Origin of the sequence: Lysinibacillus sp. RS10, from assembly GCF_041956855.1 — a bacterium.
Lineage (GTDB): Bacteria > Bacillota > Bacilli > Bacillales_A > Planococcaceae > Lysinibacillus > Lysinibacillus xylanilyticus_A.
Map to the genome: position 1 here is coordinate 508,360 of NZ_CP167122.1, position 15,911 is coordinate 524,270.

13 protein-coding genes are annotated in these 15,911 nt (G+C 36.5%); 9 read left to right on the top strand and 4 right to left on the bottom strand.

Annotated elements, in window-relative coordinates:
* Positions 1-162: 162 nt before the first annotated feature.
* Both ACB089_RS02600 and ACB089_RS02605 read left to right on the top strand, forming a co-directional pair.
* Positions 163-360 carry a hypothetical protein gene (locus tag ACB089_RS02600; protein WP_068986356.1) on the top strand — a complete coding sequence of 66 codons (198 nt, stop codon included), beginning with the start codon at positions 163-165 and terminating at the stop codon, positions 358-360.
* 289 nt (positions 361-649) lie between these two features.
* Positions 650-1,333, top strand: a complete 684-nt coding sequence (locus tag ACB089_RS02605) for a hypothetical protein (RefSeq protein WP_374965199.1) — start codon at positions 650-652, stop codon at positions 1,331-1,333.
* A gap of 275 nt (positions 1,334-1,608) precedes the next feature.
* Here the strand turns inward: ACB089_RS02605 and ACB089_RS02610 are convergent, their stop codons facing one another.
* A complete protein-coding gene (locus tag ACB089_RS02610; protein ID WP_374965200.1) occupies positions 1,609-3,303 on the bottom strand; it encodes a methyl-accepting chemotaxis protein in 1,695 nt (564 codons plus the stop codon).
* Between the two features lie 265 nt (positions 3,304-3,568).
* Positions 3,569-4,564 carry a M23 family metallopeptidase gene (locus ACB089_RS02615; RefSeq protein WP_374965201.1) on the bottom strand — a complete coding sequence of 332 codons (996 nt, stop codon included), beginning with the start codon at positions 4,562-4,564 and terminating at the stop codon, positions 3,569-3,571.
* A gap of 162 nt (positions 4,565-4,726) precedes the next feature.
* Between ACB089_RS02615 and ACB089_RS02620 the strand changes: the two genes are divergently transcribed.
* The 6 genes from ACB089_RS02620 (at position 4,727) to ACB089_RS02645 (ending at position 12,497) form a co-directional block, all read left to right on the top strand.
* Positions 4,727-5,992 carry a saccharopine dehydrogenase NADP-binding domain-containing protein gene (locus ACB089_RS02620; RefSeq protein WP_374965202.1) on the top strand — a complete coding sequence of 422 codons (1,266 nt, stop codon included), beginning with the start codon at positions 4,727-4,729 and terminating at the stop codon, positions 5,990-5,992.
* Between the two features lie 213 nt (positions 5,993-6,205).
* Positions 6,206-8,101: a PrkA family serine protein kinase gene (locus ACB089_RS02625; RefSeq protein WP_374967651.1), complete on the top strand. Its 1,896-nt coding sequence runs from the start codon at positions 6,206-6,208 to the stop codon at positions 8,099-8,101.
* A gap of 190 nt (positions 8,102-8,291) precedes the next feature.
* On the top strand, positions 8,292-9,449 hold the full coding sequence (gene yhbH / locus ACB089_RS02630) for a sporulation protein YhbH (protein WP_374965203.1): 1,158 nt from the start codon (positions 8,292-8,294) through the stop codon (positions 9,447-9,449).
* A gap of 57 nt (positions 9,450-9,506) precedes the next feature.
* On the top strand, positions 9,507-10,910 hold the full coding sequence (locus tag ACB089_RS02635; protein ID WP_374965204.1) for a SpoVR family protein: 1,404 nt from the start codon (positions 9,507-9,509) through the stop codon (positions 10,908-10,910).
* A gap of 227 nt (positions 10,911-11,137) precedes the next feature.
* Complete coding sequence (locus tag ACB089_RS02640) at positions 11,138-11,512, top strand: hypothetical protein (protein ID WP_375122129.1); 375 nt, start codon at positions 11,138-11,140, stop codon at positions 11,510-11,512.
* A gap of 109 nt (positions 11,513-11,621) precedes the next feature.
* A complete protein-coding gene (locus ACB089_RS02645; RefSeq protein ID WP_374965206.1) occupies positions 11,622-12,497 on the top strand; it encodes a radical SAM/SPASM domain-containing protein in 876 nt (291 codons plus the stop codon).
* Between the two features lie 172 nt (positions 12,498-12,669).
* On the opposite strand, the gene ACB089_RS02650 is transcribed toward ACB089_RS02645, so the two are convergent.
* The gene (locus tag ACB089_RS02650; RefSeq protein WP_374965207.1) at positions 12,670-13,059 is read right to left on the bottom strand and encodes a helix-turn-helix domain-containing protein; all 390 of its coding nucleotides are present in this window, start codon (positions 13,057-13,059) and stop codon (positions 12,670-12,672) included.
* 212 nt (positions 13,060-13,271) lie between these two features.
* Between ACB089_RS02650 and ACB089_RS02655 the strand changes: the two genes are divergently transcribed.
* Positions 13,272-13,928: a hypothetical protein gene (locus tag ACB089_RS02655; protein ID WP_374965208.1), complete on the top strand. Its 657-nt coding sequence runs from the start codon at positions 13,272-13,274 to the stop codon at positions 13,926-13,928.
* Positions 13,929-14,064: 136 nt separating this feature from the next.
* On the opposite strand, the gene ACB089_RS02660 is transcribed toward ACB089_RS02655, so the two are convergent.
* Positions 14,065-15,738, bottom strand: coding sequence for a ribonuclease J (locus ACB089_RS02660; protein WP_374965209.1), 1,674 nt, complete (start codon positions 15,736-15,738; stop codon positions 14,065-14,067).
* Positions 15,739-15,911 lie beyond the last annotated feature (173 nt).

A 15,911-nucleotide genomic window follows, 5' to 3' on the forward strand; every position in this document is an offset into this window, starting at 1 on the left:
AGTTTTACGTAAATTTCTCGATTAGATTAAAAAAATACTGTAAAAATCGAAATTTTCTTAATTAAATCTAGTTGACAAAATGTGGCGAAATTGTGTACACTGTAATTGACACAAAGTTGTCACAAAGGGAAAATAAATGTTCACGAACAGAGGGGTGTTTTTATGTTTGGTTTAGATATTTTATTAGTTGCTATCGCATGTGTTACGATCCCACTTGTTGTTGCTTCAGTTATGTTAGATATCTTTTATGCAGAAAAGAAACAAGTTCGTTTTTCATTACGCCGTACATCTTTGTGGTATGTGAGTATGTTTACTGTATCATTTGTACCGGCAGTCCTAGTTATGACAATAAATGGATAAGTAACTTTTATACGAATAATCATTTAGGGGTGAATGATTATTAAAAAATCATAGTAGCAGCTACAACGTTTTATAATTGCGTTGTAGCTGTTTTTTCTTTACGCCCTGAATAAAATCGAGGGGGATATCTCAAAGATTTACAATGCGTTTTTTTCAAAGTTTGATGTTAGTGTTAGCAATGTAGATAATTCCCACAGAAATTAAGAATGAAAAGATAATCGTTAGAATAAAATTTCTACTAATATGGATGCAATTTTTCTATTGATTATCTTTTGAAGGTGGGATATGGATGAAAACCTTTTTTCTCTTTTTTCTAGGGCTTATCTATTTATTACTAGCAAATGCAGTCGAAACAGCCATATTTAGTAAGGGTTATTTCTTAATTGGTTTAGGGCTAGTAATAACAGGGGTTATTCGGTATGTGAAAGAACGATATGTTTATATTAGCTGGTTGAATGAAATGAAAGAGGCAAGTGAGGAGGAGCTAATGGCTATTCCTCATACACATTGCATCATATCAAATGATTGTTTAAGTGCTTTATTATTAAATGAGCCTACAAATACACTTTTCCTCGCAAGTAGAGAACATTTAGAAGAGGAATTGATTAAACAAGAAATCCCCTTTAATAAAATATATGAAGTTGCTATAGTAGAGGACGAAATGTATATTGCAAGAACTAGTAATAACTTAATAAGTGGCTCATTACTAGGGGAAGATCACGACATAGAAGAGGAATTAGATGAAGAGGACGCTGAGGATAACGAAGTATCTCAATTGACGTTGAAAATTGTAGCTGATAACTTATCTGACCCTATTTTAGAATATGTTTTTATGGATAACAGTGAGCCGATATCACGGGAAGAGGATGACTATCAAGAAGCGCTAGAGTTATGTGAGGAATGGTTTCAGAAAATTAGTGTTATTATTAAACGCTATGAGCTTGAAAGGGTACCAATTAGACATTGGCAATAAGATTAACTTAAAGTAGAAAGCTATCTCGAACGTAATGTCGAGATAGCTTTTTTCGGTAGAGATTTCAAATGCTCCGGTAGCTACTTGAAGTGCTCGGGTGTGCCAGAGAAATAGAAATGATCAGTATCCCCCGAAGTGCTCGGGTACAACAGAGAAATGATCAGGTATCACCTCAAAGTGCTTGGGTGCATCAAAGAAGTGATGAGGCGCCCCCAGGAAAGTACCCAGTCGGAACGGAGATCAACCACACCTTATGGTGATGAGCTACTTGTACTTTAAATTTTAAATTGCTGTAGTTGTGAGTTTAACTCTTCAGCCATTCCAGCGAGCTGATTCGCGCTCTTTGAAATTTCTTCCATAGTAGCGGCTGTTTCCTCTACAGTTGCTGTTGTTTGTTCGACGCCAGCTGCAGACTCTTGAGAAATAGAAGCCATTTCATCAATTGCCGCATTGATGGATTTGGAACTGTGAGCAACTTTATTTAGATTACCTGAAATGGTATTTATATTAAGAATCATATCTTCAACAGCTACCGAAATTTGTTCAAATGTTTCATTTGTTTGATTTAGTTGTGTTGTTCCTCTTTTTACTTCCTCATAGCCTGATTGTAAAGCAGTTGTTACATTGCCCGTTTCACCTTGAATACGGTTGACGATTGTTGAAATATCAGTGACAGAGAATTGGACTTGTTCTGCAAGCTTACGAACTTCATCGGCTACTACAGCAAAGCCTTTTCCATGCTCTCCAGCACGTGCAGCTTCGATGGCAGCATTTAAGGCAAGTAAATTTGTTTGATTTGAAATGTCGTCAATGACTGAAACAAGTTTGGAAATTTCAGCGGACTGTACATTTAAGCCCTCAACTTTTTTCACTGAATCTAAAACAATTTCATTAATGGCAGCCATTTGTTGTGTGGATTGTACCATTAACTCTTTACCTGTAGTTGTTAGATTTTGCACATGATCGGAGTGCTCTATTAATTCAATACCTTCTTGTGTTGTTTCATGAATACTCTGTTGGAAAGAAGCCATTGTTTCGGCTAAATCACCTGCTGTGGATGCTTGTGTTTCTGTACCAGAGGCTAGTTCCTGCATAGTCACGGTAATTTGTTCTGTACCTGTTTGTACTTCATTAGAAGATTGAGCAAGCTCTTCGCTACTAGCTGCTACTGTTTCGGAAACAGTATGAATAGAGCTGATCGTTTGCTTTAATTTTTCATTCATTTCATTCGCTGAAAGCATTAATTGACCAATCTCATCTTGGGTAGTTATTGGAAGTAGTTCATGTTGTAAATTACCATTGGCTAATTCGCTCATACGCTTTGAGACAATCGTAATGGGCTTAGAAATTTTGCTAGCAGTGATTATGGCAATTAGAATACCTACAATTGTCAATACTATACTAACAATCAGCCCAATTGTTTTATTGTTTAAGCTTGTAGATACTACGTTTTCTCCTACTTTCGTAATTTCAGCTGAGCGAGTATTGGCTAATTTTTCATAACCATCACGAACTTCTGTTACAAGATCATTAGTAGCCGTTAAATTTTTTATTGCTAATTCTTTATCGCCTTTTTTATAGACATCGAATACCTCGGTATTGACACGGTTGCTCCACTCGCGTGCCATTTCTACCAGCTTCTCACGCTCAGGATTTTTATCGTATTTTTCCATGATGCTATTGCTTTCCTCAGCAATTTTACGATGTTCATTAAAAGTTTCTATGTATTTTTCATTACCTGATACAACATAGCTTAAAGCTGCAGAGAGACGAACGTTCACAGACAGTGCTAAATTTTTACTTGCCATTAAGACAATTAAATCTTCCTTCACTAAATCTTCTGCTTGTTTTTCCATCTTAGAATTGGAAATGTAAGTATAGGTATTAAAACAAACAACTAATACGATTAAAAGAAGAAATGCACTTAATATTCGGGCTTTAAGTGTTTTAAACTGAAAAATCTCTTTCATCTTTCCCATCCTTTCCTTTTTCAATTGTTATAGTACAAATATTATTTTATAACTAAATCTATTTATAAATAAGTACTTTTGGTGGAAAAAATAAAAATAGTTTTTTAGTACAATAACACTTTGGTGTTAATGATGCGAGTAGTTAAATATATATATATTTAGTAAAATTCTGAAAATTACTTAATGCCTTTATGAATTTTTACCTACCTAATGAAAAGAGCACTTACTGTAAAAATGCAGCAAGTACTCTAAAATGTTTTTGTCATTATTGTTTTGCTTTTTTTGCTAGTCGTTCCCATTGTAGTAATGATGGATACGGATCAAATGCCCATTCTGTACGACCATTGAACTTATATATGCCATAGTGAAGATGAGGCGGGAATTTTCCGGATGTCCCTTCTTTACCGTAGCCAGAGCTACCAACCGTACCGAGAACAGTACCAGGTTCGACAAGGTCTCCAACTTTAATTTTCTTATTATAACTACCAAGATGGGCATAATAATGGTATGAGTTATGATTATCTCGAATTCCTATACGCCAACCACCAAATTGGTTCCAGCCCTTTATTTCCACTACTCCATAGGAGGTAGAAAGTACTGGAGTACCATAGCTAGCGAAAATATCTGTGCCTTCATGAATACGGCGTCCACCCCAGCCCCTATTGGCACCCCATGTACTCCGATAACTGTAATCGTAATTAGTAGGAACGGGGAATGTGTGGGCATCGAGCTCAGTTGTTTTGAAATGACTATACATTTTGGAAATGGTGAAGATTTGATTTACAGCCTGTTCACTTCCGTAATACTCCCATAAAGCTAATTTAAAATCCTCATCACTTGTTCCAAATTTACTTAAAAATGTAGCCATGGAGAAAATTATATCGACATCATCTTTTGGGCTGGCAACTCCGTCACCATTGCCATCTAATCCCATCCCGCCAAAGTAACTAATTGTTTCTGGGCGAGTATCATCTCGTACAGGATTTAAAGCACCTGACCAATATTCATCAGAAAATTGAATGGCAACGATACCATCTCGTTTCGGAATATCTTTACGAACAGATTGCAAATTTCGTTCATATTGGTCAATGGCTGCTAAGAAATGCCATGGGATAAGTAACTCGTCAAATTGTACGTAATAGGCCATACGTTCCTGCATAATTTCTTCTTGGGTTGGTTCTTCTTTTGCTAAAGCAACAGTGGGGAGAGTAAAGCTCCATAATAACATCCATGATAACAGGAAAATAAAATGCCGATTCAATAATGGACCTCCTTTCTACAGTTAGAATAACCGAAAAAGATTTTTTCATAAGTCCTTTTACACATCATAAATTGCCAATCTATAACGCTTATTTGAAAGGTTACTACCTAAGTCAAATGCGTTCTAATACATATGCTATTTATAGGAAAGTGAGGTGATAGAATGGTAGTATATAACAATTCTATTACGATACTAGGTAGCTGCGGAGGTGTTGCGAAAGCGGTACTTGCGATATTAAATAAAACAGTTCAAGACAAGTCTGATCCTATTAATCCTATTATCGAAAAAAGCTTAATTCATTTAGTAGACAAAAGAGAAATTGATCAGAAGTCTCTTGCGCATTTATATCCAAATTTAAAAAATCAGCTTGTCATTCATCAATTTGATTTAATTAATCAAGTAGCATTAATGGAACATCTGAAAAAAACAAATACTACTGTTGTCATTGATGTTTCCTGGGCGGATACAGTGGAAGTGATGAAATGTTGTAATAATATGGGCATTAATTATGTAAATACAGCATTAGAAAATCCATTTATAGATGAAAATGAGGAATTGTATGAGGGTTTTGGATTGATTGAAAGGATTAGGCATTTAGAAAAACACAAAGAGAAAATTTCAAATGCAGTTGCAATAGTGTGTTCTGGCATGAATCCTGGTGTTGTACAATGGATGGCATTTGAATTGCAAAAGGAAGTGGACGACGATTCATTAGTAGCTTGCTATATTGTTGAGCATGATAGTTCTTTCTTTAAGGATAAAAGCAAAGCCAAGAAAAATGTTATTTATACAACTTGGTCACCGGAATGTTTTTTAGATGAAGCTATATTGAGCTATCCCATGTTCATGAGTCAAAGAACTCCGCTATTTTTATACGAAAAAGTGTATGACGTAGAATTTAAAGTGACGCTAGGGGATAAACAATTTTTTGGTTGTTTAATGCCTCATGAAGAAGTGTATAGCTTAGGAAAAATGTTGAATGTGGAAAGTGGGTTTCTTTATAAAGTCAATGAGCATACTACTGAGTTAATAACATCTAATATTGATGATTTAGATGTATTATGGGATTTTGAAATGGAAGTGCTTGACCCACTGAATGCTCCATTGGATGGAGAGGATTTATGCGGTATTTTGCTTGTCTATAAAGGACGGGAGAAATATATGTACAATGTTATGAAAAACGAAGAGATTTTTTCTCAGTTTCAAACGAATGCTACGTATTTTCAAGTTGCATGTGGCGTTTATGCATCTTTAGCTGTCTTACTAAAAGATAATATTGAGAAAGGTGCTTATTATGTTGATGAACTATTGAAAAATACAACTAATCAGTTTGGAGACTACTTAACTTACTATATGAAGGATTTTGTCATAGGTGAAAATAATCAGTCGGATGGATTATTGTTAGAACGTATTCGGAGACGACGTTAAATAATTTTAACCCATCTACTGGACAAAATGTAGATGGATTTTTTAGCTTCATTCAGGGGAATAGGATGATTTTTTAACGTAAAAATCTTTAGTAAATGGTGTAGTTAGGCACTTTGCATAGAAATCTTTAAATAATGCAAAAAAGTATTCGGCATCATAATGTCATTTACTTCATACTATGTTATAAATCAAGCCCTGAATGGAGGGAAGGCTATTAACATTTTAGATAAAGTGAAAAGCTACCGCGAAGAAGAAAATCGGTTGAAGTGGGAAGGAACATTTGCAGATTACTTAAATATTATCAAGGAAAGACCTGAAGTTGCTCAAACAGCCCATTCACGCGTCTACAATATGGTAAAAAGTGCTGGTGTAGAGGAACGCGATGGGCAAAAAATGTATGAGTTTTTTGGGCAAGAAATTTTTGGGCTTGAAACAGCAATTGAAAGACTGGTGGAGGAATATTTCCATCCGGCAGCACGAAGATTAGATGTTAGGAAGCGTATTTTGTTATTAATGGGACCAGTTAGTGGTGGTAAATCAACAATAGTGACCTTGTTGAAACGCGGACTCGAACAATTTTCGAGAACAGATGAAGGTGCAGTTTTCGCCATTAAGGGATGTCCAATGCATGAGGATCCTCTACATTTAATTCCACATCATTTGCGTAATGATTTTTATGAGGAGTATGGTATACGAATTGAAGGAAGCTTATCGCCTTTAAATACGATGCGTCTTGAAAAAGAGTACGATGGACGTATTGAAAATGTGATGGTTGAACGTATTACTTTTTCTGAAGACAAACGTGTGGGCATAGGAACATTTACGCCATCAGATCCAAAATCACAGGATATTGCCGATTTAACAGGTAGTATTGATTTCTCAACAATCGGAGAATTTGGTTCAGAATCTGACCCTCGTGCTTATCGCTTTGACGGTGAGCTAAATAAAGCTAACAGGGGTATGATGGAATTTCAGGAAATGTTAAAGCTTGATGAAAAATTCTTGTGGAATTTACTGTCTTTAACACAGGAAGGTAATTTTAAAGCAGGTCGATTTGCATTAATTAGTGCAGATGAGTTAATTGTTGCACATACAAACGAAACGGAATATCGTTCATTTATTTCAAATAAAAAGAATGAGGCGTTGCATTCACGTATTATTGTGATGCCGATTCCGTATAACTTAAAAGTTAGTCAGGAAGAACTGATTTACGAAAAAATGATTAAAGAAAGTGATATGGCACATGTTCATATTGCGCCACATGCATTAAAGGCCGCAGCAATCTTTTCGGTTCTAACAAGACTTGAAGTACCGAAAAAGCAAGGTGTGGATCTTATTAAAAAAATGCGACTGTACGACGGAGAAAATGTGGAGGGATTTAATTCCGTTGACTTAGAGGAGCTTAAAAAAGAGTTTCCAAACGAAGGCATGAACGGTATTGATCCACGGTATATTATTAATCGTATTTCTTCTGCTATTATTCGAAAAGAGGTACCATCTATTAATGCGTTAGATGTTCTGCGAGCACTAAAGGATGGGCTTGACCAGCATGCTTCGATCTCTCAGGAAGATCGAGAAAAATATATGAACTATATTGCAGTTGCTCGAAGAGAGTATGATGATATTGCCAAAAACGAAGTACAAAAAGCTTTTGTTTATTCGTATGAAGAGTCTGCAAAAACATTGATGAATAATTACCTCGATAATGTAGAAGCGTTTTGTAATAAAAATAAAATTTTAGATCCATTGACTGGTGAAGAAATGAATCCTGATGAAAAATTAATGCGCTCTATTGAGGAACAAATTGGCATCTCGGAAAATGCAAAAAAAGCATTTCGTGAGGAGATATTAATTCGTATTTCTGCTTATGCTCGAAAGGGAAAACGTTTTGACTATAATTCTCATGAAAGATTACGAGAAGCAATCCAGAAGAAACTATTTGCGGATCTCAAGGATGTCGTGAAAATTACAACATCCTCGAAAATGCCGGATGAATCACAGCTGAAGAAAATTAATGAGGTTGTAGCAAGACTTGTTGATGAACATGGCTATAATACAACGTCTGCTAATGAATTATTGCAATATGTAGGTAGTCTGTTAAACCGTTAATGGTTTTGACCTATTCAATGGAAAAATGAAGACTATTGATAGGAGTGATTAGGAGTGTCCCATTTTAGGGCACTCCTTTTATCTTCATTTAAAAAAACGAAGTGTAATTGATTTTACTAAAGGAGTTCAAGAAAGCGAATTACTAGCATAGTATAGAAAAAGCAAATTTGATAGATGGGTGAGGATAAAAATGACTGAACACGAAAATAAACGCTTTGTCATCTCTCAGGAAAATTGGTCCCTCCATCGTAAAGGGCACCAGGACCAGCAACGTCATATGGAAAAAGTGAAAGATGCTATCAAGAATAATTTACCTGATTTAGTTAGCGAGGAAAGTATTGTGATGTCCAATGGTCGAGAGGTTATTAAAATTCCTATACGTTCACTTGATGAATATAAAATTCGATATAACTATGATAATTCCAAGCATGTTGGGCAAGGACAAGGAGATAGTAATGTAGGTGATGTGGTTGCACGTGATGCTAGCAGAGGCAATCAGGCTAATGGTCAAGGAAAAGAAGCTGGTGACAAGCCAGGTCATGACTATTATGAAGCTGAAGTAAGTATTGAAGAAATTCAGAATGTGCTATTTAATGAGCTTGAACTACCAAACTTACAACAGAAAGAAAAAGCAGATATTAAAACGGAAAAAATTGAGTTTAACGATATCCGGAAAAAAGGTCTGATGGGGAATGTTGATAAAAAGAGCACAATCCTTAATGCGATAAAGCGTAATGCGATGCAGGGTAAACCAGAAATTACGCCGATTCATAATGAGGATCTACGTTTTAAAACTTGGGATGAAGTGGAGAAACCTGAATCGAAGGCAGTGGTTCTTGCGATGATGGATACAAGTGGCTCGATGGGCTCCTTCGAAAAATATTGTGCTAGAAGCTTCTTCTTTTGGATGACGAAATTTTTACGCTCAAAGTATGGAACTGTAGAAATTGAGTTTATTGCCCATCATACAGAGGCGAAAGTAGTGACAGAAGATGAATTTTTCACGAAGGGAGAAAGCGGAGGAACCATTTGCTCATCTGCCTATATAAAAGCATTAGACCTAATTCGGGAAAAGTATAATCCTTCTCGCTACAATATTTATCCAGTCCATTTTTCTGATGGTGAAAATATTTCAATGGACAATGAAAAGTGCTTGAAGCTAGTCGGAGAGTTAATGGACGTATCGAGCATGTTTGGGTATGGTGAAGTCAATCAGCATAACCGCTTTTCTACACTTATGTACACATACAAAAAAATAGATGACCCTAAATTTAGGTATCATATTTTGAGGAAAAAAGGCGATGTTTACGATGCCTTAAAGAGCTTTTTCAAAAAAAGTGAATCTTAAATGGTGACCGAAGTTGAATTATGGTAAGTAATCATGTTCAAGGGAGGGGGCGGAAAAATGGAAATGAAAGAGCTTCAACGAGCGATTGATGAAATTACAGAAATTGCCTCAAGCTTTGGCTTAGATTTCTTTCCAATGCGCTATGAAATTTGTCCAGCAGATATTATTTATACATTTGGCGCATATGGTATGCCTACTCGATTTTCGCATTGGAGCTTTGGCAAACAATTTCATAAAATGAAGCTTCAATATGATTTAGGGCTAAGCCAAATTTATGAGCTAGTCATTAACTCAAATCCATGCTATGCATTTTTACTTGATACAAATACGTTAACACAAAATAAGTTAATTATTGCGCATGTATTGGCGCACTGTGATTTCTTTAAAAATAATGTACGCTTCTCCAATACTAGAAGAGATATGGTGGAGAGCATGACTGCAACAGCTGAACGGATAGCTGGGTACGAAAGGGAATATGGAAAGGATGAGGTCGAACAGTTTTTAGATGCAGTTTTAGCGATTCAGGAGCATATCGATCCATCCCTTTTACGACCAAAATTGTCCTGGAATACGGAGGTAGAATTTGATGAAGAAATTCTTCCAGCAAGATCACCGTATGATGATCTATGGCGTTTAGATGATAAGGAAAAAGAGTATAAATTGATAAGGCGAAAAATAAAGAACTTCCCGCCAAGGCCCGAAAAAGATTTATTGCAATTTTTAGAGGAGCATAGTCGAGAACTGGAGGACTGGCAGCGAGATATACTAACGATGATGCGTGAGGAAATGCTTTATTTTTGGCCGCAATTAGAGACGAAAATTATGAATGAGGGCTGGGCTTCCTTTTGGCACCAACGTATAATGCGTGAGCTTAAGCTAACAACAGCGGAGACGATTGAATATGCAAAATTAAATGCAGGTGTTGTGCAGCCTTCAAAAACATCTATTAATCCTTATTACCTTGGCGTGAAAATTTTTGAGGATATTGAACATCGCTATAATCATCCAACGGAAGAGATGATAAAGTTAGGGGTTCAACCGAACTCAGGTCGAGAGAAAATGTTTGAGGTAAGAGAGATAGAGTCGGATATCTCCTTTATTCGCAACTATTTAACGAAGGATTTAACAAAGCAAGAGGATCTTTATTTGTTCCAGAAGAAGGGCAATGAGTATCGTATTACAGAAAAGGATCATGAAATGGTACGAGATCAGCTCATATCGATGCGCGTAAACGGGGGGTTCCCATATATCGTTGTTAAAAATGGGGATTACCTCCGTAACGGAGAGCTCTATTTATTGCATGGGTATGAGGGAATGGAGCTAGACCCACGCTATTTAGAAAACGTTTTGCCATATATTTATCAGCTATGGGGTCGTCCTGTTCATTTAGAAACATATGTGGATGGAAAGCCAATACTGTATTCATATGATGGTACAAAAAATTATAAACGGAATGTGTGACAAAAAACTTCTATCTGTTGGTATGAAAAATAGCCCTGCAGATAGAAGTTTTAATTTTTGACAGTCTTACATAAAGGTTCATCGCCATAGCGTCACAAATGAGACCCTGGAGCGAGCAGGCAGAGGAACGAAGGCTAAAAACATCACGTCCTGTGATAACGCCTTCGTGACCAACATCCTGTTGCTGACGCTGCGTTTGCACTACGCTTTCGCACAGAAAACATTTGTTGCCCCAAGCGGCTCATCGGACGCCCCAGGAAGCTTTGCTCTGCGCGAAAGCGGAGCGTCAGCGACAAATGTTTTATCTGTGCGAAAGCGAATCGTCAGCAACAAATGTTTTATCTGCGCGAAAGCGAAGCGACAGCGGCAAATGTTTTATCTGCGCGAAAGCGAAGCGTCAGCAACAAATGTTTTATCTGTGCGAAAGCGAAGCGTCAGCGGCAATGTTTTTCTGTGCGAAAGCGAAGCGACAGCAACAAATGTTTTATCTGCGCGAAAGCGAAGCGACAGCGGCAATTTTTTTCTGTGCGAAAGCGAAGCGTCAGCAACAAAGCGCCCAGTCGGAACGGAAATCAACCACACGTTATGGTGATGAGCCTTGAGAGATATAAATAATGTAAGGGATGGAGACGGAAAGACTGTTCCTTATCGTAAAATTTGTTAAAATGAAGAGAGTTTTAATAATTAAAGAACTGGAACGGTGAATCAACGTTGAGAACATTTAAAAAAGTTTATATAGAAATAACGAGTGTCTGTAATTTAGCATGTAGCTTTTGTCCTCCAACGGCTCGTGCAAAGGGACTTATTAAAGTGGAGCAATTTAATAAAATATTGGATGAAATACGTCCTCACACGAAATATATTTATTTGCATGTAAAAGGGGAACCGCTTTTACATCCACGTATTGATCAGCTCCTTGACGCAGCACATGAGAAAGGTTTTAAAGTTAATATTACAACGAATGGTACACTGATTAAAAAGAATCGTGAAAAGATATTAGGGAAACCAGCCTTACGCCAAATCAATTTCTCTTTACATAGTTTCGATGGTCATGAGGGGTCGGAGAATCGTGAGAAATATTTAGGGGATATATTGGATTTTGTTCGTGCTGCGAGAGAATATAATACGATTATTTCATATCGTTTATGGAATTTACAAAAGGATCATGTATCGGATATTGCAGCGAGAAGAAATAGGGAAACGCTCAATATTTTAGAAAATGAATATAATCTTGATTATCGCATCGAAGAAACAGTGCAGCCCGGTAAAGGCGTGAAGATTGCTAAAAATATTTATTTAAATCAGGATCATGAATTCAGATGGCCAAGCTTGCTTGAGCCTGAGGATGAAGGAAAAGGCTTTTGCCATGCACTTCGAAGCCAAGCTGCTATTCTTGTGGATGGTACAGTAGTGCCGTGCTGTCTTGATGGTGAGGGCGTTATTAATTTGGGGAATGTGAACGAGAAATCCTTCACTGACATTGTTCAGGGTGAGCGTGCAAACAATATTGTCGACGGATTTTCACGAAGAGAGGCCGTAGAAGAGCTATGTAGAAAATGCGGCTATCGCCAAAAGTTTGGAATGTAAGGAAAAAATCCATTTGGTTTAGACTAAATGGATTTTTTATATGGACAAAATAAGGGTAGGCCTAATGAAAGAAAAAAGTTCTTCACCAAAAGTTGTGGAATCACATGTTATGGCGATGAGCTAGAAAAAGTAAAAGAGGAATTTGTAGATATACGTCAAAACAGCTCCAACGTCATTGACTATTGGAGCTGTTTTTCTTTGATTGTGAATCGATCGTATCTAAAAAATCCTTTGTAATGCGTACTACGTATTTTACCTCGTCTAAATCACGCTCCCTTAATAAGGAGCGATGTATGTCAAGCATGATGTTCTTTTCCTTAATATCAGTAACACCAGATAATTTTTGAAAATTAAAAAGTTCCTCAGGGGCAATGTCTAATGCTTTCATCAGCGTTTCTAAAGTGCTCAATGTGATATTAGATTGCCCATGTTCAATATTTGAGATTCGTCCTTTACTAAAACCTAACTTCCCTGTTCTTTCAGCCACTTCTTCTTGACTAAGCCCTTTGGAAACCCTAATAATACGGAGCTGTTCACCTACTAGCTTTAAAAAGTCTGACATATGATTCACCTCTATGTAAAAAGCTAGTGAAAAAAATTAAAATTGCCTATACTATTATAGTGGTATAATAGAGTGAATGTTATTGTAAAATGGTACAATTGTGAATGGGAAGATTTTATTAAGAGAAAAAGTTTGTGGAAAATAGTGTTGATGATTCTTCAGTGGCTTGTTTTGGGTATACATAACTAAGTTAAAGAATGGAGGATTCAGGCATGGTAAAGCGTTATCGATTAGATGAAGTTGCTAAAATAAAAGAGGGAAAAATAGTACCGAGGGAGGAGTATTTTACAAATGTCGGATTGCCCTTAGTGACTGCAGAATATTTAAAACAGTTAATGCTAAATGGTGAAATTGAACAAGTACCAAAGATTAATATGATATTTAATAAATGTTTAAAGTGTGCACCAGTACCAGCTAAAACGATCATTCTTACGAGAGCTCATTTGAAGGAAACGAATAAATATATATATCAATGTGAAAATGAAGTATGTATTGCAAATGATGTCGTGGCTATTATGCCAAATGAAACGATTATTTTAAGTGATTATTTATTGCATTTTCTCAGTTGGTATCCAATCAAAGAATGGCATCATTTGTATCATATACTTATTGATATTCCGATGATTGATATCCAACATAAAGTGGTACAGCTTTTAAATACGATACAGCTTTTATTAAAAAATAAAGAATCATTGATAACCGCAGTAGAAGGACTACCACAGCATTTTGACAAATTTTCTAGGCAAATAGAAAATCACTCGCAACATTTACAGCATGGATTAAATCAGGTTCATTATTTTTACGATGTTATGCTTCATAAAATATTTAAGGGAGAGCTTTACAAAGAAATGCACGGGTCTGAACTTTAAAAAAGATGGAGTAATCCGAAAGTAAAAACTAATTTCTTTGATAAATCTGTATCAATTGGGCTTTTAGGGGCAGTTAATGTTTATAAAATGAATTTAGTCGGTGCAAAAGGGGAAAAGAACCTTCACACCGACTTTTTTAAATATCGATAATTATAGGTAAAATCATTGGTTTTCTTTTTGTTTGTGTAAATAGATATTGACCGACTGCTCTTTTGATTTCTCTTTTTAAGACATGGATTGGCTGCTTACTTTCTTCCTGAAGTTCATTAATTGTTTCTTTGACGAGAATATTTACTTTCTTTAACAGCTCCTCAAAGTCTTTGGCATAAACAAAGCCTCGCGAAATTGTATCTGGTTCTGAAATAAAGGCACCATCTATTTTATTAAGTGTTATAACGATAACAAGCATACCGTCTTCTGACAGCTGTTTGCGATCTCGTAAGACAATTCCTTCGACTTCACCAATACCGATACCGTCGACATACGTATCACCTGAAGGAATTTTACGCGTTTGCCTAGCCATTGCATTTTCAATATCAACAACATCCCCGTTTTTCATTATAAACGTATGCCCTCTTTTGACACCGACGGACTCAGCTAGCAAACGATGCTGATGTAACATACGGAATTCACCATGAATCGGAATGAAAAATTTGGGCTTCATGAGCGTCAGCATTAGTTTTAAATCTTCCTGGTGGCCATGACCTGAAACGTGCATACCTGTATGACTAGAAGAGCCATAAATAACCTTCGCACCTAACTGGAACAAATTATCGACGATCCGTGAAACACCCTTCTCATTCCCTGGAATAGGGGATGAGGCTAAAATAACTGTGTCATCAGGCAAAATTTTTACTTCACGATGATTCCCATTTGCCAAACGAGAGAGTGCAGCTAATGGCTCACCCTGACTACCAGTACATAATACAACCACTTCTTCAGGTGGAAGATATTTAACCTCACGAGCATCAATCAACAGATCTTCCGGAACGTCTAAATATCCTCGCTCAAGTGCCACATCTACAACATTCACCATACTACGTCCAAGCAATGCAAGCTTTCTATTTGTAGCAATCGTAGCATTTACAATTTGTTGTACGCGATTGACATTGGAAGCGAAGGTGGAAATAACAATTTTGCGCTCGGCATGTAAAAATGCATCTTCAATATGATGACCGACAAGCTGCTCTGAAGGAGTTAATCCAGGTCGTTCGGCATTCGTACTTTCAGAAATAAGTACTAGCACGCCTTCTGATCCTATATCAGACATCTTATGGATATCAGCAAACTGATTATTGACAGGGGTTAAATCAAATTTAAAATCTCCAGTGTGGACTACATTTCCTTCAGGTGTATTAATAACGATTCCTAAGCAATCAGGTATACTATGGTTTGTTCTAAAGAAACTAACATCAACTTGTCCGAAATTTAATGATGAATCGGAATGAATTTCTATTAAATCGGTCTCTCGTAAAAGCTTATGCTCTTTTAGCTTTAACTCGATTAAGCCAAGCGTAAAACGTGTCGCATAAATAGGAACATTTATCTTTTTTAGGAGATAAGGAATACCACCAATATGGTCCTCATGTCCATGTGTTACGATTAATGCTCTAATCTTTTCTTTATTTTCTTGTAGGTACGTAATATCAGGAATTATTAAATCGATACCTAGTAAGCTTTCGTCTGGAAACTTAGCGCCGCAGTCGATAATTAAAATATCATTCCCATACTGTACTACATACATATTCTTGCCAATCTCATTAATGCCACCTAAGGCGAAAATAGATAATATATTGTCTTTCGTGGACAAGCATATTCCCTCCTGATTCTAAATGAAAATTGAATTTGTTGCGTTGCTTCAGCATTATGTAGTATAGCTTTAAGCGTTTCATCCTATACGGAAACTTACTGCCCAAGGAGCATTAACATTAGACAAATCAGCATAATGTACCGATGAAATTGGAAAACATTCCGATAAATCTA